General features: G+C 66.6%; 16 protein-coding genes and 2 tRNA genes. 6 read left to right on the forward strand and 12 right to left on the reverse strand.

Annotated elements, in window-relative coordinates:
* Positions 1–69: 69 nt before the first annotated feature.
* Genes phoB through pstS form a run of 6 tightly spaced genes read right to left on the reverse strand, consistent with a single transcriptional unit; the run spans position 70 to position 5,321 of the window.
* Positions 70–762: a phosphate regulon transcriptional regulator PhoB gene (gene phoB / locus VSO01S_RS03515; RefSeq protein WP_068640410.1), complete on the reverse strand. Its 693-nt coding sequence runs from the start codon at positions 760–762 to the stop codon at positions 70–72.
* 22 nt (positions 763–784) lie between these two features.
* Positions 785–1,486: a phosphate signaling complex protein PhoU gene (gene phoU / locus VSO01S_RS03520; protein ID WP_068640411.1), complete on the reverse strand. Its 702-nt coding sequence runs from the start codon at positions 1,484–1,486 to the stop codon at positions 785–787.
* Between the two features lie 14 nt (positions 1,487–1,500).
* Entirely contained in the window at positions 1,501–2,283 is a 783-nt protein-coding gene (gene pstB, locus VSO01S_RS03525) for a phosphate ABC transporter ATP-binding protein PstB (protein ID WP_068640412.1), read from the reverse strand.
* Between the two features lie 15 nt (positions 2,284–2,298).
* Positions 2,299–3,183, reverse strand: a complete 885-nt coding sequence (pstA, locus tag VSO01S_RS03530) for a phosphate ABC transporter permease PstA (protein ID WP_084241660.1) — start codon at positions 3,181–3,183, stop codon at positions 2,299–2,301.
* A 2-nt stretch (positions 3,184–3,185) separates the two neighbouring features.
* Complete coding sequence (pstC, locus tag VSO01S_RS03535; protein WP_068640413.1) at positions 3,186–4,259, reverse strand: phosphate ABC transporter permease PstC; 1,074 nt, start codon at positions 4,257–4,259, stop codon at positions 3,186–3,188.
* Between the two features lie 24 nt (positions 4,260–4,283).
* The gene (gene pstS / locus VSO01S_RS03540; RefSeq protein ID WP_068640414.1) at positions 4,284–5,321 is read right to left on the reverse strand and encodes a phosphate ABC transporter substrate-binding protein PstS; all 1,038 of its coding nucleotides are present in this window, start codon (positions 5,319–5,321) and stop codon (positions 4,284–4,286) included.
* Positions 5,322–5,552: 231 nt separating this feature from the next.
* Between pstS and VSO01S_RS03545 the strand changes: the two genes are divergently transcribed.
* Positions 5,553–7,070, forward strand: a complete 1,518-nt coding sequence (locus VSO01S_RS03545; RefSeq protein WP_068640415.1) for a Ppx/GppA phosphatase family protein — start codon at positions 5,553–5,555, stop codon at positions 7,068–7,070.
* Here the strand turns inward: VSO01S_RS03545 and VSO01S_RS03550 are convergent.
* The 3 genes from VSO01S_RS03550 to VSO01S_RS03560 all read right to left on the reverse strand — a co-directional run bounded on the left by VSO01S_RS03550 (position 7,067) and on the right by VSO01S_RS03560 (position 10,600).
* Entirely contained in the window at positions 7,067–7,528 is a 462-nt protein-coding gene (locus VSO01S_RS03550) for a SixA phosphatase family protein (RefSeq protein WP_068640416.1), read from the reverse strand. The two genes, VSO01S_RS03545 and VSO01S_RS03550, sit on opposite strands and share 4 nt — an antisense overlap.
* Before the next feature lie 16 nt (positions 7,529–7,544).
* The gene (gene ppk1 / locus VSO01S_RS03555) at positions 7,545–9,689 is read right to left on the reverse strand and encodes a polyphosphate kinase 1 (protein ID WP_068640417.1); all 2,145 of its coding nucleotides are present in this window, start codon (positions 9,687–9,689) and stop codon (positions 7,545–7,547) included.
* Between the two features lie 104 nt (positions 9,690–9,793).
* Positions 9,794–10,600, reverse strand: a complete 807-nt coding sequence (locus VSO01S_RS03560; protein WP_068640418.1) for a GNAT family N-acetyltransferase — start codon at positions 10,598–10,600, stop codon at positions 9,794–9,796.
* Positions 10,601–10,740: 140 nt separating this feature from the next.
* Here VSO01S_RS03560 and VSO01S_RS03565 point away from each other — a divergent pair, with 140 nt between their 5' ends.
* The 3 genes from VSO01S_RS03565 to VSO01S_RS03575 all read left to right on the forward strand — a co-directional run bounded on the left by VSO01S_RS03565 (position 10,741) and on the right by VSO01S_RS03575 (position 13,348).
* Positions 10,741–12,417: an FAD-dependent oxidoreductase gene (locus VSO01S_RS03565; protein ID WP_068640419.1), complete on the forward strand. Its 1,677-nt coding sequence runs from the start codon at positions 10,741–10,743 to the stop codon at positions 12,415–12,417.
* Between the two features lie 97 nt (positions 12,418–12,514).
* A complete protein-coding gene (locus VSO01S_RS03570; RefSeq protein ID WP_068640420.1) occupies positions 12,515–13,222 on the forward strand; it encodes a glutathione binding-like protein in 708 nt (235 codons plus the stop codon).
* A gap of 49 nt (positions 13,223–13,271) precedes the next feature.
* Positions 13,272–13,348: transfer RNA gene (locus VSO01S_RS03575), tRNA-Pro, on the forward strand.
* A gap of 63 nt (positions 13,349–13,411) precedes the next feature.
* On the opposite strand, the gene VSO01S_RS03580 is transcribed toward VSO01S_RS03575, so the two are convergent.
* The 3 genes from VSO01S_RS03580 to VSO01S_RS03590 all read right to left on the reverse strand — a co-directional run bounded on the left by VSO01S_RS03580 (position 13,412) and on the right by VSO01S_RS03590 (position 15,635).
* The gene (locus tag VSO01S_RS03580) at positions 13,412–14,248 is read right to left on the reverse strand and encodes a methyltransferase, TIGR04325 family (protein ID WP_084241661.1); all 837 of its coding nucleotides are present in this window, start codon (positions 14,246–14,248) and stop codon (positions 13,412–13,414) included.
* Positions 14,249–14,308: 60 nt separating this feature from the next.
* On the reverse strand, positions 14,309–15,079 hold the full coding sequence (locus VSO01S_RS03585) for an SDR family oxidoreductase (RefSeq protein ID WP_068640422.1): 771 nt from the start codon (positions 15,077–15,079) through the stop codon (positions 14,309–14,311).
* A gap of 109 nt (positions 15,080–15,188) precedes the next feature.
* Positions 15,189–15,635, reverse strand: a complete 447-nt coding sequence (locus VSO01S_RS03590) for a DUF1810 domain-containing protein (protein ID WP_068640423.1) — start codon at positions 15,633–15,635, stop codon at positions 15,189–15,191.
* Between the two features lie 36 nt (positions 15,636–15,671).
* Here VSO01S_RS03590 and VSO01S_RS03595 point away from each other — a divergent pair.
* Together VSO01S_RS03595 and VSO01S_RS03600 are read left to right on the forward strand one after the other, a co-directional pair.
* Positions 15,672–15,748: transfer RNA gene (locus VSO01S_RS03595), tRNA-Arg, on the forward strand.
* A 482-nt stretch (positions 15,749–16,230) separates the two neighbouring features.
* Entirely contained in the window at positions 16,231–17,595 is a 1,365-nt protein-coding gene (locus tag VSO01S_RS03600) for an SNIPE associated domain-containing protein (protein WP_218002315.1), read from the forward strand.
* The last annotated feature ends 191 nt before the right edge of the window (positions 17,596–17,786 follow it).

The following is a 17,786-nucleotide window of genomic DNA, read 5'->3' on the forward strand; positions in this document are numbered from 1 at the left end:
ATTATCAGAGCGGCGGTCGGCCCGCACACGCGCCGGGCATGCGTGCGGGGAAAAAGGAAGGCAGTCGCCTCAGACGGTGGCCTGTGCGGTCAGCCGGTAGCCGGCGCCGCGCACCGTCTCGATCATGGACGAGGCGGCGCCCAGCGATTCGCGCAGGCGCTTGACGTGCACGTCCACCGTGCGCTCCTCGATGTAGACGTGGTCGCCCCACACCTTGTCGAGCAACTGGGCGCGGCTGTGCACCCGCTCGGCATGGCGCATGAGGTGCGCCAGCAGCTTGAATTCGGTGGGGCCGACCTTCAGCGGCGTCCCTTGCCATGTCACGCGGTGCGTGGCGGCGTCGAGCGCCAGCTCGCCGATTTCCACCCGCTCGGTGGTGGTCTCGGGCGCACGGCGGCGCAGCACCGCGCGGATGCGCGCCAGCATCTCCTGCGTCGAGAAGGGCTTGGTGATGTAGTCGTCGGCGCCGGCATCCAGTCCGGCGATCTTGTCCGGCTCGTCGCCGCGCGCGGTGAGCATCAGGATCGGGATGGCCTTGGTGCGCGCCTCCTTGCGCCACTGGCGCGCCAGCACCAGGCCGCTCTGGCCGGGCAGCATCCAGTCCAGCAGGATGAGGTCGGGCACCAGCGTTTCGATCTCGCGCTGGGCGGCCTCGCCGTCCTCGGCCCAGATCGGGTCGAAGCCGTTGTGGCGCAGGTTGACCGCGATCAGCTCGGCGATCGAGGATTCGTCTTCGACGATCAGGACTCTGGGCTTTTTCATCGCGGAGCGTGGGGGATATTTTTCATTGCACTGCCGATTCCACTTCTGTGATGGAAGTGTGCCGCACGTCGGCGCCCTTGACGATATAGATGATGAATTCGGCGATGTTCTTCGCGTGGTCGCCGATGCGCTCGATGGCCTTGGCCAGGAACAGCAGGTCCAGGCTGGCCGAGATGGTGCGCGGGTCTTCCATCATGTAGGTGACCAGCTTGCGCACGAAGCCGTCGAACTCGGCATCGATCAGGTCGTCGTCCTTCAGGATCGACACGGCGGCCGCCACGTCGAGCCGGGCAAAGGCATCCAGCGCCTTGCGCAGCAGGCCCGAGGCCAGATCGGCCGCCACGCGCAGCTCGGTGGAAGGCAGCGCGCGCGCCGCGCCGCTCTCGATGATCGACTTGACCATGCGCGCCATCTTGTTGGCCTCGTCGCCCACGCGCTCGAGGTTGGCGGTGGTCTTGGAGATCGCGATGAGCAGGCGCAGGTCGCGCGCGGTGGGCTGGCGCCGGGCGATGATGGACGACAGCTCGCGGTCGATCTCGATCTCCAGCGCGTTCACCCGGTTCTCGGTCTCGATCACGCGGTCGGCCGCGTCGGAGTCGAACTGCGCCAGCGAATAGATGGCCTGATGGATCTGCGACTCGACCATGCCGCCGAGCTCCATCACGCGCGAGGACACGCCGTTGAGCTCGCTGTCGAACTGGCTGGAAAGGTGCTTTTCAGTCATTGGACCTCCTTGATTCAACCGAAGCGACCGGTGATGTAGTCTTCAGTCTCTTTTCGCTTGGGCTTGAAGAACATCTGCTCGGTGGCGCCGAACTCGATCAGGTCGCCCAGGTACATGTAGGCGGTGTAGTCGCTACAGCGGGCCGCCTGCTGCATGTTGTGCGTGACGATGACCACGGTGTATTCGTTCTTCAGCTCGGCGATCAGTTCCTCGATCTTCGCGGTGGAGATCGGGTCCAGCGCCGAGCAGGGCTCGTCCAGCAGCAGCACTTCGGGCTTGATGGCGATGCCGCGCGCAATGCACAGGCGCTGCTGCTGGCCGCCCGAGAGGCCCGAGCCGCTTTGCTGCAGCTTGTCGCGCACTTCGGTCCACAGGGCCGCCTTCTTCAGCGCCCACTCCACACGGTCGTCCATCTCGGAGGCCGAGAGGTTCTCGAACAGCTTCACGCCGAAGGCGATGTTGTCGTAGATCGACATCGGGAACGGCGTGGGCTTCTGGAACACCATGCCGACCTTGGCGCGGATCAGCGCCACGTCCTGCTTGGAGGTGAGCAGGTCCTCGCCGTCCAGCGCGATCGTGCCCTCGGCACGCTGCTCCGGGTACAGCTCGAACATGCGGTTGAAGGTGCGCAGCAGCGTCGACTTGCCGCAGCCCGACGGGCCGATGAAGGCCGTGACCTTGTGCTCGGGAATTTCCAGGTTGATGTTCTTCAGCGCATGGAACTTGCCGTAGTAGAAGTTCAGGTCCTTGACCGAAATCTTGGCGCGCTCGGGCGCTTGCACTTGGGTGGCAGGCATGGTCTTTTCTCTTTGTCAGTGTTTGGAGCGCGTCACCACGCGCGCCAGGATGTTCAGGGCCAGCACCGCGACCGTGATCAGGAACACGCCGGCCCAGGCCAGCTGCTGCCAGTTCTCGTACGGGCTCATGGCGAACTTGAAGATGGTCACCGGCAGGCTCGCCATCGGCTGCGTCACGTCGGACGTCCAGAACTGGTTGTTCAGCGCGGTGAAGAGCAGCGGCGCGGTTTCGCCCGAGATGCGGGCCACGGCCAGCAGCACGCCGGTCACGACGCCGGCGCGGGCCGCGCGCAGCGTGATGCTGCTGATGACCTTCCACTTGGGCGTGCCCAGCGCATAGGCCGCTTCGCGCAGGCCCGGCGGAATCAGCTGCAGCATGTTCTCGGTGGTGCGGATCACCACCGGGATCACGATCAGCGCCAGCGCCACCGCGCCGGCAATGCCCGAGAAGCTCTTGAAGCGCGCCACGATCACCGCGTAGACGAACAGGCCGATCACGATGGACGGCGCCGACAGCAGGATGTCGTTGACGAAGCGCGTCACCCGCGAGAGCCAGCCCTTGGGGTTGTACTCGGCCAGGTAGATGCCGGCCATCACGCCGATGGGCGTGCCCACGAAAGTGGCGATGGCCACCATCACCAGCGAGCCGAAGATGGCATTGAGGATGCCGCCCGCCTCGTTGGGCGGCGGCGTCATCTGCGTGAAGGTGGCGATGGCCAGGCCGCCCAGGCCCAGGCGCAGCGTTTCCCACAGGATCCAGATCAGCCAGAACACGCCGAAGGCCATGGCCGCCAGCGACAGGGTCAGGGCCACCTGGTTCACCCGCTTGCGGCTCGCAAAGCGCGCCGCGCGGACTTCGGCCAGTTGCTTCTGGGCCAGCAGGCGTTGTGCGGTGGACATCGTCATGCCTTGGCCCCTTCGCTTTTCTGCATGCGCTGCAGCAGCAGCTTGGACAGCGACAGCACGACAAAGGTGATGAAGAACAGCACCAGGCCCAGGTACATCAGCGCCGCCTGGTGCAGGCCGGCGCCCGCTTCGGCGAACTCGTTGGCCAGGGCCGAGGTAATGCTGTTGGCCGCCTCGAACACCGAGAGCGAGTTGAGCTGGTTCATGTTGCCGATCACGAAGGTGACGGCCATCGTTTCGCCCAGTGCGCGGCCCAGGCCCAGCATGATGCCGCCGATGACGCCGGCCTTGGTGTAGGGCAGCACCACCTTGCTGACCACCTCCCAGGTGGTGGAGCCCAGACCGTAGGCCGACTCCTTCAAGAGCGCGGGCGTCACCTCGAACACGTCGCGCATCACCGAGGCGATGAAGGGAATGATCATGATGGCCAGGATGATCCCGGCCGAGAGAATGCCGATGCCCACCGGCGGGCCCGACACCAGCGCGCCCAGGTAGGGCACGCCCGCCAGCAGCTTCTGCAGGGGCTGCTGCACGTAGGTCGACAGGATCGGGCCGAACACCAGCAGGCCCCACATGCCGTACACGATGGACGGCACCGCGGCCAGCAGCTCGATGGCCGTGCCCAGCGGGCGCTTGAGCCAGGCGGGCGAGAGTTCGGTCAGGAACAGCGCAATGCCGAAGCTCACCGGCACCGCAATGACCAGCGCGATGGCCGAGGTGGCCAGCGTGCCGTAGATCATCACCAGGCCGCCGAAGTCCTCCTGCACCGGGTCCCACACGCTGCGCGTGAGAAAGCCCAGGCCGTATTTCTCGATGGCGGGCCAGGCGCCCATGACGAGCGAGACCAGGATGCCGATCAAAAGCGCCAGGGTCAGCAAGGCCGCCGACTTGGCCGCCAGGCCGAACAGGCGGTCCGCCAGCGGGCCGGACCGGGGCACCTTGGCCGGCGGCGGTTCGGCTCTGGAAACACGAGCGCGCTCGGCCGCGAGATCGAGCGCACCCGCCGGTGCGGGGAATGTGGATGACACGTCGTGCTCCCTGGCCGGCGCGCCTTCAAGCGTGGTGCTCATGAGCGGCCGGCCTGGTGGTTGGGCTTACTTGTACGAAACGGCCTTGCCGGCGGTGTCCTTCACCTCGAGCCATTCTTCGGTGATGGCGGTCTTCACCGAGGCGGGCATGGGCACGTAGTCCAGTTCGTCGGCCGTCTTGTCGCCGTTCTTGTAGGCCCAGTCGAAGAACTTGAGCACGCTGGCGGCCTGGGCCGGCTTGTCCTGCGCCTTCTGCATCAGGATGAAGGTGGCGCCGGTGATGGGCCACGAATCCTTGCCCGGCTGGTTGGTCAGCACCTGGTAGAAGGTCTTGCTCCACTCGGCACCGGCGGCTGCCGCCTTGAAGGCCGAGTCGTCGGGCGAGACGAAGTTGCCCGCGGCGTTCTGCATCTGGGCGTAGGTCATCTTGTTCTGCTTGACGTAGGCGTACTCGACGTAGCCGATGGAGTTGGGCAGGCGGTTCACGAAAGCGGCCACGCCTTCGTTGCCCTTGCCGCCCGCGCCGGTCGGCCAGTTCACGGCCGTGCCCTCGCCCACCTTGGTCTTCCACTCGGCATTGACCTTGGACAGGTAGTTGGTGAACAGGAAGCTGGTGCCCGAGCCGTCGGCGCGGCGAACCGGGGCAATGGCGGCGTCCGGCAGATTCAGCGAACCGTTCAGGGCCTTGATGGCCGGGTCGTTCCACTTGGTGATCTTGCCCAGGTAGATGTCGCCCAGCACGGCGCCGCTGAGCTTGAGCTCGCCGGCCTTGATACCCTGGATGTTGACCACCGGGATCACGCCACCGATCACGGTCGGGAACTGCACCAGGCCCTTGGCCTTGAGGTCCTCGTCCTTCAGGGGCATGTCGGAGGCGCCGAAGTCCACCGTCTTGGCTTCGATCTGCTTGAGGCCGGCACCCGAGCCGACCGACTGGTAGTTGATCTTCACGCCGGTGGCCTTGTTGTAGTCGGCCGCCCACTTGGCGTACAGCGGCGCCGGGAAGCTGGCGCCGGCGCCAGTCACGTCCTGGGCGAAGACAGGCATCTGGGCAAAAGCCACGGCGAACAGGCCAGTGGCGGCGAAGGCGGAGATCTTTTTCATGAAAGGCTTCCTTGTAGGGAGGTAAGTCGAACCCTCTTTCCGAGGGTTGGACCGGACTCTAGGAAGCTTGTGTGACACTCATATGACACCCCCTGCCAGAGGGGAAATCGTGTGGCCGTCACGTCTGGTTTCATGACGTGTCACGCAGCCGTCACAAGGCGGCCAGGACCCAGCGGCTACCATCGGATCCCGCTTTTTCTTCTTCCTCGAACGTCCCGGCGCTCACACCCCATGCAAAACGGCACCCGCCTGGCTGCGGTCGATCTCGGCTCCAACAGCTTCCGCCTCGAAATCGGCCAGGTCGACCACGGCCAGATCCACCGCACCGAATACCTCAAGGAAACGGTGCGCCAGGGCAACGGCCTGGACAGCGCCCGCAACCTCACCCCCGAGGCCATGCAGCGCGGATGGGACGCCCTGGCCCGCTTCGGCGAGCGCCTGTCCGGTTTCAAGGGCTCGCAGGTGCGCGCTGTCGCCACCCAGACACTGCGCGAGGCCCGCAACCGCGACGAATTCCTGCTGCGGGCCCGCACCGTGCTGGGTTTCGGCATCGACGTGATCTCCGGCCACGAAGAGGCGCGGCTGATCTACCAGGGCGTGTCGCACATGCTGCCGCACACCGACGAGTCCGACCGCGAGCGCCGGCTGGTGATCGACATCGGCGGGCGCTCCACCGAAATGATCCTGGGCCGCGCCCTGGAGGCCGACACCATGGAGTCGTACCGGGTGGGCAGCGTGGCCTGGTCGATGAAGCACTTCGAGGGCGGCCAGTTCACGCACCAGGCCTTCCGCGCCGCCGAAATCGCGGCCAAGGCGGTGCTGGACGACGCCCTCACCCGCTACGCGCGCCACAGCTGGGACGTGGCCTACGGCGCCTCCGGCACCATCGGCGCGGTGGGCGACATGCTGGAGCTGGCGGGCGGCGCGCCCGGCCTGGTCACCCGCGAGGGCCTGGACTGGCTGGTCGAGAAGCTGGTGAAGGCCGGCAGCACCGACAAGATCAAGCTCGACGGCCTGCGCGAAGACCGCAAGCCCGTCATCGGCGGCGGCCTCGCGGTGCTGCGCGCCGTGTTCGACCTGCTGGACATCCACGAGATGCGCATCGCCCAGGGTGCGCTGCGCCACGGCGTGCTGTACGAGCTGCTGCAGCGCGACAACACCGTGGCCGACATGCGCTCGGCCACCGTGGTGCGGCTGTCGGCCCGCTTCAATGCCGATGCGGCCCAGGCGGCGCGCGTGGCCGAATGCGCATCGGAGCTGTTCGTGCAGATGGTGCCCGCCGCACGCGGCGGCAACACCACCACCCGCGAAGGCCGTGCCCTGCGCAAGCTGGGCTGGGCCGCACAGCTGCACGAGGTGGGCACGCAGATCTCGCACAGCGAATACCACAAGCACGGCGCCTACATCCTGGACAACGCCGATGCGCCAGGCTTCGACGTGGAGGAAATGCACATCCTCAGCCAGCTGGTGCTGGGCCACCACGGCAAGCTGCGCAAGGTGGAGGCCGCGCTGGCCGAGCCCGTGTTCGCCACCCAGCTGCTGGCCCTGCGCCTGGCCGTGCTGCTGTGCCACGCCCGGCGCGACCCCGACACGCAGCCGCTGCGCGTTGCCATCGCCGGGCCGCGCGAGTTCAGCGTGAATTGCAAGCCGAGCTGGGCCGAGCTGTACCCGCAGTCGGCGCACCTGCTGCGCGAGGAGGTTCTCGCGTGGCAGAAGGCGGGGTGGCGGGTAAGGCTGTCGGGGTGCTAGACCATCTCAGGCGACTGCACCGTCACCACGACGGTCTGCGTGTCGCCGTCACGCTCGCGGGTGCGGATCCACCACACCGCGCCCTTGCGCACCACGCAGCTGTCCTGCTGCATGCCCAGCAGCAGCGAGATCGACTGGCCCAGCGATGGCTGGTGCCCCACCAGCAGCACCACCGACTTGCCCTGCGGCCAGCCGGCCGCCGACAGCAGCGCGTCGGGCGTGGTGTCGGGCGCCAGCTCGGGGCGCATCTTGTACTTGCGGCCCAGCGCCAGCACCGTCTGCTCGCAGCGCCGCGCCGGGCTGCAGATGATGCGTGTGCCCTCGGGCAGCTGGCGGTCCAGCCAGTTGGCCATGCGCTTGGCCTGCTTCTCGCCGCGCGGGGTGAGCGAGCGGGCCATGTCGTCGCAGCCTTCGGTCCAGTCCTCGGCCTCGGCGTGGCGCCAGAAAATCAGGTCCATGGCTTCTTGTCTACTTTCAGTCTCTGGAAGCCACGCGGCGCAGGCCGCGTGACGCGTAGCGGCCCATCAGCGCCGTCTGGGCGCCGTGGGCTTCGATGGTTCTCGACGGTCCTTCGTTGTCGGCATGCGTGTCGCGCAGCACCCGCTGGTAGCGGCCGTCGGCCTCCAGCTCCCAGGCGTCGCGCCCGTCGTGCAGGTAGGCCACCAGGCATTCGTCGATCAGCCGCTGGCGCAGGATCGGGTCCGTCACCGGCCAGGCCACCTCCACCCGCCGCAGCATGTTGCGGTTCATCCAGTCGGCACTCGACAGGTAGAGCGTCTCGTCCTCGCCGTTTCGGAAATAGAACACGCGCGAGTGCTCCAGAAAGCGCCCGATGACCGAGCGCACCCGGATGTTGTCGGTGTGCCCCGGCACCTGCGCCGACAGGGTGCAGGCACCGCGCACGATCAGGTCGATGCGCACGCCCTTCTGCCCCGCGCGGATCAGCGCCGCGATGAGCTGCTCGTCGGTCAGCGCGTTCATCTTGGCGACGATGCGGGTCGACGCGCCGCCGGCCGCGGCCGCGCCGAGCGCATCGATCTGCGCGATCAGGTTGCGATGCAGGTCGAAGGGTGCCACCCACATGCGGTTGAGCTTGGGCAGCTTCACCTGGCTGGCCAGGTGCACGAACACCGCCTCCATGTCGGCCGTGAGCAGCGGGTCGGCCGTGAGGTGGCTGATGTCGGTGTACAGGCGCGCCGTCTTCGGGTTGTAGTTGCCGGTAGAGAGGTGGCCGTAGCGCACCAGGCGCTTGCCCTCGCGCCGCGTCACCAGCAGCATTTTGGCGTGCGTCTTCAGCCCCACCACGCCGTAGAGCACCTGGGCGCCGATGGACTCGAGCATCTCGGCCCAGTTGATGTTGGCCTCTTCGTCGAAGCGGGCCTTGAGCTCCACCACCGCCGTCACTTCCTTGCCACGGCGCACGGCTTCGCGCAGCAGCTCCATCAGCTCGGAATCGGTGCCGGTGCGGTAGATGGTCTGCTTGATGGCCAGCACCTGCGGGTCGTGCACCGCCTCGCGCAGGAAGGCCAGCACGCCGTCGAAGCTCTCGAAGGGCTGGTGGATGAGCACGTCGCCGCGCTGCAGCCGCTCGAAGAAGGACTGGCCCGTGGACAGCGTGATCGGGTAGGACGGCTGGTAGGGCGGAAAGAACAGCTTGGGCTCGCTCAGCAGGTCCACCATCTGCGTCAGGCGCGCCAGGTTCACCGGCCCGTGCACGCGGTACAGCGCCTGCGGCGGCAGGTTGAACTGGGCGAGCAGGAAGCTCGACAGGCTCTCCGCGCAGCTGGCCGACACCTCCAGCCGCACGGCCTGGCCGTAGTGGCGGTGCTCCAGCCCCTGGCGCAGCGCGGTGCGCAGGTTCTTCACGTCTTCCTCGTCGACCGCCAGGTCGGAGTGGCGCGTGACGCGGAACTGCGAGAACTCGCCCACCTCGCGCCCCGGGAACATGCTCTGCAGGTGCGCCCGCACGATGGACGAGAGCGCCACGAACAGCGTCTTGCCGCCCGACACCTTGGCCGGCAGCCGCACGATGCGCGGCACCACCCGCGGCAGCTTGACGATGGCGATGGGGTTGTCGCGCCCGAAGGCATCCACCCCGCCCAGTCGCACGATGAAGTTGAGCGACTTGTTGGCCACCGCCGGGAAGGGGTGGGCCGGGTCCAGCCCCACCGGGATCAGCAGCGGGCGCACCTCGCGCTCGAAATAGTCGTGCACCCATTTGCGCTGGGCCGGGTTGCGCTCGCCGTGCGAAATGATCTGGATGCCTTCGGCGGCGAAGGCCGGCATCAGCGCATTGTTGTAAAGCGCGTACTGCCGCCCCACCAGGTCATGGACGGCGGCGGCCAGCCTCTCGAAGGATTCGACGCTGTAGTTGCCCTTCTGGTCGCCCGCGCCGAAGGCAATCAGATGGGGCGCGGCCCGCACCTCGAAGAACTCGTCGAGGTTGGACGACACGATGCACAGGTAGCGCAGGCGTTCGGCCAGCGGCACGTCGGGCCGCTGCGCCCAGTCGAGCACTCGCTCGTTGAACGCAAGGATGCTGTGGTCCCGGTCGAGGAGCACGGAAACGGGCTCGGCCGCGGTGGCCGGCCCGATCGAGGAGTCGGTGGGGATGAGCATGGATTCTTGGACTTGAAGCCTCTCCTGGGCTCCAGGCAGCATGGACATGACAGTTTCCCGGCTCAATATGACAGTTCCGTGACTATCGCGTGTCCATTGTGACGCTAACCCAGGAAGTGCCGCCGATAGCGCGAAGGCAGGTCTTCCAGGCGCATCAGCATGGGCAGGTCGGCCGTGTTGAAGTCCGGGTCCCAGGCCGGCGCGCCCAGCACCTTGGCCCCCAGGCGCAGGTAGCCGCGGATGAGCGCCGGCGGCTCGACCGCCAGGCTGCCGTCCAGCCGCTCCACCGGCAGCGGCAGGCGCGGCTGCACCTGGTAGCGGATCGGCGCCAGGTGCGTTGCCGACAATTGGCGCCAGATGCTGGCGGCCGCGTCGCCGCTGGTCACGCCCTGGTGCCACATGGGAATGCTGGCGCAGCCGATCATGGTGTCCAGCCGGTTGCGGTGCATGAAGCCCGCCAGCGCGCCCCACAGCGCCAGGATGACACCCCCGTGACGATGCCCCGGATGCACGCAGCTGCGGCCCAGTTCGACCATGCGCTCGCGCAAATCGCGCAGGCGGGTCAGGTCGAACTCCGTATCGCTGTAGGTGCTGCCCACGCGGCGTGCCTGGGCCGGCGTGAGCACCCGGTAGGTGCCGATGACTTCACGCGTGGCTTCGTCGCGCACCAGCAGGTGCTCGCAGAAGTCGTCGAACAGGTCGATGTCGTGGCCGGCCACGGGCGTGGAAAGGCGTGCACCCATTTCGCCGGCAAAGACCTCGTAGCGCAGTCGCTGGGCGGCGCGGACCTCGTCCTGGTGGCGCGCCCAGCCGACCTGGATGCCGGCGGCATCCACCGCGGGCCGCGCCGGTGAAGGGCCGCGCAGGGCCGGGGTCGACAAAGGCAGTGTCGGTGTGGGCAGGTCTCTCATGTTGAGGCCGCAGTCTCGGGGCGCGAGATGTACCCCGCATGTCAGTGGCGTGGCATTTGCATGACGCGCACGGCCGGCCCGGCTTGGGCGTTTAATGCGCACTTCCCTTCCCGTCCGCATTCCTATTTGCTGGAGAGCCCATGGCCAATGAGCCGATCGACATGGAAACGCGCCGCCACCAGATGTTCCCGGCGCTCACGCCGCAGGAGGTGGACCGCATCCGCCGCTTCGGCGGCACCCGGCGCTATGCGCGCGGCGAGTGCCTGTTCACCGCCGGCGAGCCGGGGCCCGGCATGTTCGTGGTGCTCTCGGGCCATGTGTCCGTGACCCAGCGCGACGGCCTGGGCCATGTGGTGCCGGTGGTGCGGCAAGGCCCGGGCGAATTCATGGCCGAGGTGGGCCAGCTCTCCGGCCGCCCTGCCCTGGTCGACGGCCATGCCGACGAGGACGTGGAGGTGCTGCTGATTCCGCCCGACCAGCTGCGCGCCATGATCATTGCCGAGGCCGACCTGGGCGAGCGCGTGGTGCGCGCGCTCATCCTGCGGCGGGTGGCGCTGATCGAATCCGGCGCCAGCGGCCCGGTGCTGATCGGCCCGCCCGGCGACGCCGACATCCTGCGCCTGCAGACCTTCCTCAGCCGCAACGGCCACCCCTACCACCTGGTCGATGCGCACACCGACGCCGATGCCGCCGCGCTGCTGGAGCAGTACGGCCAGTGCCAGGTGCTGGCGGTGTGCCCCAACGGCTCGGTGCTCATCAACCCGTCGGAAGACGCGCTGGCGCGCTGCCTGGGCATGCTCGACAGCGGCGAGCGCGACGACCTGTTCGACGTGCTGGTGGTGGGCGCCGGGCCGGCGGGCCTGTCGACCGCCGTGTATGCCGCCTCCGAAGGGCTGCGCGTCATCGTGGTGGACTGCCGCTCCTTCGGCGGCCAGGCCGGCGCCAGCGCGCGCATCGAGAACTACCTGGGCTTTCCCACCGGCATCTCGGGCGGGGCGCTGGCCGGCCGGGCTTTCGTGCAGGCGCGGAAGTTCGGCGCCGAGATGCTCATTCCGGCCGAGGTGACCTGCATGGACTGCGCGGGCGCGCACGACGGCGAACCGCTGACGGTGACGCTGGCCGACGGCCGGCGCCTGCGCTCGCGCACCGTGGTCATCGCCACCGGCGCGCGCTACAAGCGACCGGCCGTGCCGCGCCTGCCCGAGTTCGAAGGGCGCGGCATCTGGTTCTGGGCGTCGGCGCTGGAGGCGCGCTTTTGCGCCAACCAGGAAATCGCGCTGGTGGGCGGCGGCAATTCGGCCGGCCAGGCCGCCGTCTTCCTGTCGCAGCACGCGGCCAAGGTCAATGTGCTGGTGCGGGGGCCCTCGCTGGCGGCCAGCATGTCGCGCTATCTCATCGACCGGCTGGACGCCACGCCCAACATCGAGCTGCATCCGCACACCGAGCTGGTGCGCCTGCACGGCGAGCCGGACCGCGGGCTGGAGGGCGCCACCTGGTTCAACCGCCAGCTGGCGGCGGAGCACGACTGCTCGGCGCACAACATCTTCCTGTTCGTGGGCGCGGAGCCCGAGACCCGGTGGCTGGCCGGCTGCGGCGTGGCGGTGGATTCGCACGGCTTCGTGCTGACCGGAACCGCCGCCGCGGCAGCGCCTGCCATGCACACGCCCACCACGCTGGAGACCAGCATACCGGGCGTGTTCGCCGTGGGCGATGTCCGCTCCGGCTCAGTCAAGCGGGTGGGCGGCGCCATTGGCGAAGGGGCGGCAGCGGTGGCTTCCATCCACCAGCGGCTGGCCGGAAGGCAGGCGGTCGCGTAGCGTATTTCCAATGGGGCCGGCGGCGCCAGGGTCTTGCCGGCCGTGGCTATGCTGCGCAGCCCGGCAACATCAACCCACTCTGTTGGAAGAACGACCCATGCCCGACTCCAAGACCATCGACGTCTATTCCTGGCCCACGCCCAACGGCCACAAGGTTCACATCATGCTGGAGGAATGCGGCCTGCCGTACCGCGTCCATCCGGTCAACATCGGCAAGGGCGACCAGTTCGCGCCGGAGTTCCTGGCCATCAGCCCCAACAACAAGATCCCGGCCATCGTCGACCCAGAGGGGCCGGACGGCAAGCCGATCTCGCTGTTCGAGTCGGGCGCCATCCTGGTGTACCTGGCTGGCAAGACAGGCCAGTTCTTGCCCAAAGGCGATCGCGAGCGCTACGACGTGCTGCAGTGGCTCATGTTCCAGATGGGCGGCGTGGGCCCCATGCTGGGCCAGGCGCACCACTTCCGCATGTACGCGCCCGAGAAGATTCCCTACGCCGTCGACCGCTACACCAACGAAGCAAAGCGCCTGTACGGCGTGATCGACAAGCAGCTGGCCAAGCAGCGCTACATCGCCGGCAAGGACTACAGCATTGCCGACATCGCCATCTTCCCGTGGCTGCGCAGCTGGCAGAACCAGGGCATCGTGCTGGAGGACTATCCGCACCTGAAGAAGTGGTTCGACGCCATTGCCGAGCGCCCGGCCGTGCAGCGCGGCGTGAAGGTGCTGGCCGAGCTGCGCAAGCCCATCACCGACGACAAGTCGCGCGAGATCCTGTTCGGCAAGACGCAGTACGAGCGGCGCTGACGCCCGCGGAAAAACCGGGTGCGCGCTGCGGCTACAATGCACGCCTTGTCGGAACGTAGCGCAGCCTGGTAGCGCATCTGCTTTGGGAGCAGAGGGTCGCGAGTTCGAATCCCGCCGTTCCGACCATCAAAAAACGCAGCAAGCCCGCCTGGGAAACCAGGCGGGCTTTTCTGTTGCCGGCCCGCCGCTTCAACCCGCCGCATCGGACCGGCGCGCGAAGTACAAGCCCGTGAAGCACGGGAACGAGCGCTCCGGGCGTCCTGGAATGTGCAGGGCACGCTCGTACACGTCCCATTTGTCCTCCAGCACGTAGCCGCGTTCTTCAATGGCCCGGATGAAAGCGCCCGTGTTGTACACATGCATCGGAGAAAACGCCCCCTCGCCCAGGTTCTGCGTGGTGACGAAATGCTCGCCGCCGTAGAGCGGAAGCTTGTTCAGCAACAGGTGCTCGGGCAGCGTTTCGCACAGATCGAGCAGCCGGGCGGGGTGGGCATCCTCGACATACTGGATGGCACCGGCGCAGTTCCAGACATCGTGGCCGCCGGTGCGGACGGCCGCCTCCAGGTCCGAGGTGAACATCAGTGCCGGCGCGCCGTGCTGCCTGGCCAGGCCCCGTCCGATGGCAGCGATCTCAGGCACCTCCACCACGTGCCACGCCAGCGATTCCGGCATGTCCAGATACCGGCGGTACGCGAAATAGTGGACGCCCACCGAACCGCCGATGTCCAGCACCCGCGCCGCGCCACGGGCGAATGCCCGTTCGAGCCATCGCATGATCGGGTAGTCGTATTCGAAGACCCGCGTCATGCGGACCTGCACATGTTCGAGCGCCAGCGCCCCCAGGTTGAATCCCGGCCCCCGCGGCAAGTGGCTGCGCGCCTGCGCAAAGCTGGCATACACGCCGAAATAGGCTGCACCGCTTTGCGGATCGAGAAACTGCCTTTCCTCCCATCTCGTCCTGGATGGTCGGAGCAGGGGCCAGTCGGCGATGCGACGGGCCGCGCGGAGGGCACCGTACATGGACATTTCGCAGCCACCAGCGGGTGATGCCGGTAGGACTGCGAATCCGCGCGTCAGTTCACACGTCTACGCTGCGTGCATTGCGTGCAGCTTCTGCATGCCGCCCAGCCAGCGGTCGTAGTCCGCCGCCTTGGCCTGGAAATATTGCAGCACCTGCGGGTGCGGCAGCACCAAAAACTTCTCGCTTTGCATGGTCGCCACCACCTCGGCCGCCACCTGCTCGGCGCTCAGGATGCCGTCGTGCCCGGCCGAGCCGCCGTCGCCGGTCACCATGCCGGTCTGCACCGACTGCGGGCACAGGCACGACACGCGCAGGCCGCGCCGGCCGTAGGCGATGCGCAGCCATTCGGCAAAGGCCACGGCCGCGTGCTTGGTCACGCCGTAAGGCGCCGTTTCCACGATGTTCAGCAGGCCGGCGGCCGAGGCGGTGACCAGGAAGTAGCCCTCGCCCCGCGCCACCATGTCGGGCACCACCGCGCGCGCGGCCCACACATGGGCCATGCCGTGGACCTGCCACATCTTGTCCCACAGGGCGTCGTCCAGTTCGAAGCCGCCGGGACGCCCCAGGATGCCGGCATTGGAGATGTAGATGTCGACCTGCCCGAAGCGCTCGCGCGCGGCGGCCACCAGCGCCTGGATGTCGGCCTCCACGCTCACGTCGCAGCGCACGGCCAGGGCCTGCGCGCCGATCTCTGCGGCCACCGCCTGGGCGCCTGCCAGGTCGAGGTCCGCCACCACTACGCCGCGTGCGCCATCTTGCGCAAAGCGCATTGCCACCGCGCGGCCGATGCCGCTGGCAGCGCCCGTGACCACCGCCACCTTGTTCCGGATTTCCATGCCGAGCTTCCTGTTTGTGTGTCTCTGAGGGTTTTGAATCGAGCGAGCCGGCAGTATCGAACGCCAGCGCAGCCGGCGCCGCCGCTTAGGCGACAGCCAGTCGCGGCGCTCAGGGCATGGCCTGGAGCAGCGACAGGGTGAGCGGATCGCCCCGCCCGCCGTAGAACTTGTCCAGCGCCTGGCCGAACAAGGGCGCATCGGGCACCACCGCCTGGAAGAGCGTCATGCACGAGCGGAACTTGAGGTCGTCCGGCGAAGAAAACACCTGCAGCGCCGTGCGTCCCTGCACCGCCAGCACCAGCGACGTGCACTGCGCCAGCCGCGCGCCCAGCAGCGGGTGCTGCCAGTACGCCAGCGCCTCGGCGCGCGAACCGATTCCGTAGAACTGCGCGGTGCTGCTGCGCCCCAGTTCGGCCAGTTGCGGAAACACGAACCACATCCAGTGGCTGCGCTTCTGGCCGTCCGCCAGCTCGGCGCACACCTGGGCGTAGACCGGCGCCTGCGCCTGGACGAAGCGTTCGAGCCGGTAGGGGTCGTCATGTGGCGCTGTGGCCATGGGGCGCTTCTTTCGCGTGGCAAAATCAGGGGCTGTCTGCCCGTAGCTCAGTTGGATAGAGCACCTGCCTTCTAAGCAGGTTGTCGGGAGTTCGATCCTCTCCGGGCAGGCCAATGTTCATCCTGGCTTTGGTGATAGTGGCTGCAAACATCTACGCCAAGGCACTGCCAGTGGTCCAGATCGCGACCCATTAGGCTCCCGCGCAGGCGCCTCTACAACCCAGGCAGTAGCTCTCCAAGTTCCAGCGCGTGACTCAAATCGAGTTGCAAGGCTTTGCATCGCCTCATTCGACCATGCCCGCTTGAAGGTGCCCCACGCCACTTGATGCTGGGGACCACAATCCTGAGCCGCCAGCCACGCAGATGGCCCGGTGTTTGTGCCGCGCCCGCTCCCTACGCACGTCCTGATCGAAGCGCCTGCGCCGATTTAGACGAGCCCACCCCAAACTCGACCGCTTTTGCAAACAGCTATACACATCAACGGACTCACCAATTCGCGGGAGGTCATGAGTCATCGGGTCAGCTAGATTTGTGTCAATGATCGTGCTTCACGACGTTGACGTCATCGATTTAGGTTTTGTCTATTCGCCGATCTCATGAGCAACAACGACCAGACCAACTTTCAACCAGTCAAAGTTCCGTTCTTCGGCGCTCGGCGCATGGCAGCTGAGCAGTCCATCAAGATCCAGGAATTGCGCAACGAATTACGCGAAGCCACGAATAGTCTTGAGCGGCTCGGCGCCTACTCGGTTTTAGAATTGGAAGAGCGGGCCAAGGACCTTGAGAAGGAGATGGCTCGCCAGCGGGAGGCGTTGGCCCGCGAACGCGAGGCGGCCAAGGAGGCGCTTGTCCTCCTGTTACGGAGACAGGAGGAACTGCGCCACGCCATCGTTGTCACGGAAGAGGTTGCGATGCTCCAAGAGGTAGGCATTTACGAGTATCGCCATCCTCTGACCGATGCTGTGTCTTTTCGCCTCGCGTTGGATGTGGTGCAGGCGACGATCAAGGAAATGACCAAAAAGGATGGCGGAGCCATCCAAGCTACTACCAACTGGACGGTCAACGGCTCTGTTGCCGAGGGCAAGGCGATGGTGCGCGATTTTTCCAAGCTGATGCTTCGCGCCTTCAACGCCGAGGCTGACAACCTCGTACGCTCACTCAAGCCGTACAAACTCGATGCCGCCATCGAGCGGCTGCGCAAGGTGGCCTCGACGATTGAACGTTTGGGTCGCAGCATGGACATACAGATTTCAGCGCAGTATTTGCGGGTGCGCATTGATGAGTTGTCCCTGACCGCCGATTTCCTTCAAAAGCAGGCCGAGGAGAAGGAAGCAGAGCGCGCTGAGCGCGAGCGCCTCAAGGAGGAGCGAAAAGCTCAGCAAGAGTTGGAGCGCGAACGTGAACGCCTTGAGAAGGAGCGCACCCACTACGCTAACGCCCTCGCCGCACTTGAGGCCAAAGGGGACGTGGAGGCTGTTGCGCGCATGCGCGATCAACTCGCCGACGTAGCCCGGGCGCTGTCGGACGTTGACTATCGAGCAGCGAATATTCGTGCAGGCTATGTCTATGTGATTTCCAACATCGGTTCATTTGGCGAATCCATGGTGAAAGTCGGCATGACGCGCCGGCTCGATCCGAGGGACCGCATACGAGAGTTGAGCGATGCTTCAGTGCCATTCAATTTCGATGTGCATGCACTCTTCTTCTCCAAGGACGCTGTAGGCATCGAAGGTCAGATGCATGCGCGTTTGGGAGAGCGACGAGTCAACGCTGTCAACCGCCGCCGTGAGTTCTTCCATGCGACGCCGCTGGAAGCCAAGATGCACCTAAGCGCACTCGCTGGCGAGCTGTTGGAGTTCGAGGACATTCCCGAAGCTCTGGAGTACCGCCAAAGCTTGTCCCAGGTTCACAAGCCCAAGGAATTTGGCAACCTCGCAGGTGTTGGCCCAGCAGTCCAGTGACATGTGTGTGGTGAGTTGCTGAGGCAAACTGATTCGATTCCACGCTTCTTCGCTACTTTTGCTGACCTAGAAGCTCGCCCCCCCTGGTCAACGAGAGCGATTCGCAAGGCCTGCGCCACGCGCTGACTTCCTCGCCCGCTAAAAGACCGCGAAACTCGCGCGATCGGCCGCCAAGCAGGCCGTCTCGTCGC

The organism is Variovorax soli NBRC 106424, assembly GCF_001591385.1.
In the GTDB taxonomy this organism is placed as follows: domain Bacteria; phylum Pseudomonadota; class Gammaproteobacteria; order Burkholderiales; family Burkholderiaceae_C; genus Variovorax; species Variovorax soli.

Coding starts and splice junctions, on each gene's coding strand:
- phoB (WP_068640410.1), bottom strand. CDS start 762: ATGAAAAAGCCCAGAGTCCTGATCGTCGAAGACGAATCCTCGATCGCC.
- phoU (WP_068640411.1), bottom strand. CDS start 1,486: ATGACTGAAAAGCACCTTTCCAGCCAGTTCGACAGCGAGCTCAACGGC.
- pstB (WP_068640412.1), bottom strand. CDS start 2,283: ATGCCTGCCACCCAAGTGCAAGCGCCCGAGCGCGCCAAGATTTCGGTC.
- pstA (WP_084241660.1), bottom strand. CDS start 3,183: ATGTCCACCGCACAACGCCTGCTGGCCCAGAAGCAACTGGCCGAAGTC.
- pstC (WP_068640413.1), bottom strand. CDS start 4,259: ATGAGCACCACGCTTGAAGGCGCGCCGGCCAGGGAGCACGACGTGTCA.
- pstS (WP_068640414.1), bottom strand. CDS start 5,321: ATGAAAAAGATCTCCGCCTTCGCCGCCACTGGCCTGTTCGCCGTGGCT.
- VSO01S_RS03545 (WP_068640415.1), top strand. CDS start 5,553: ATGCAAAACGGCACCCGCCTGGCTGCGGTCGATCTCGGCTCCAACAGC.
- VSO01S_RS03550 (WP_068640416.1), bottom strand. CDS start 7,528: ATGGACCTGATTTTCTGGCGCCACGCCGAGGCCGAGGACTGGACCGAA.
- ppk1 (WP_068640417.1), bottom strand. CDS start 9,689: ATGCTCATCCCCACCGACTCCTCGATCGGGCCGGCCACCGCGGCCGAG.
- VSO01S_RS03560 (WP_068640418.1), bottom strand. CDS start 10,600: ATGAGAGACCTGCCCACACCGACACTGCCTTTGTCGACCCCGGCCCTG.
- VSO01S_RS03565 (WP_068640419.1), top strand. CDS start 10,741: ATGGCCAATGAGCCGATCGACATGGAAACGCGCCGCCACCAGATGTTC.
- VSO01S_RS03570 (WP_068640420.1), top strand. CDS start 12,515: ATGCCCGACTCCAAGACCATCGACGTCTATTCCTGGCCCACGCCCAAC.
- VSO01S_RS03580 (WP_084241661.1), bottom strand. CDS start 14,248: ATGTCCATGTACGGTGCCCTCCGCGCGGCCCGTCGCATCGCCGACTGG.
- VSO01S_RS03585 (WP_068640422.1), bottom strand. CDS start 15,079: ATGGAAATCCGGAACAAGGTGGCGGTGGTCACGGGCGCTGCCAGCGGC.
- VSO01S_RS03590 (WP_068640423.1), bottom strand. CDS start 15,635: ATGGCCACAGCGCCACATGACGACCCCTACCGGCTCGAACGCTTCGTC.
- VSO01S_RS03600 (WP_218002315.1), top strand. CDS start 16,231: ATGAGCAACAACGACCAGACCAACTTTCAACCAGTCAAAGTTCCGTTC.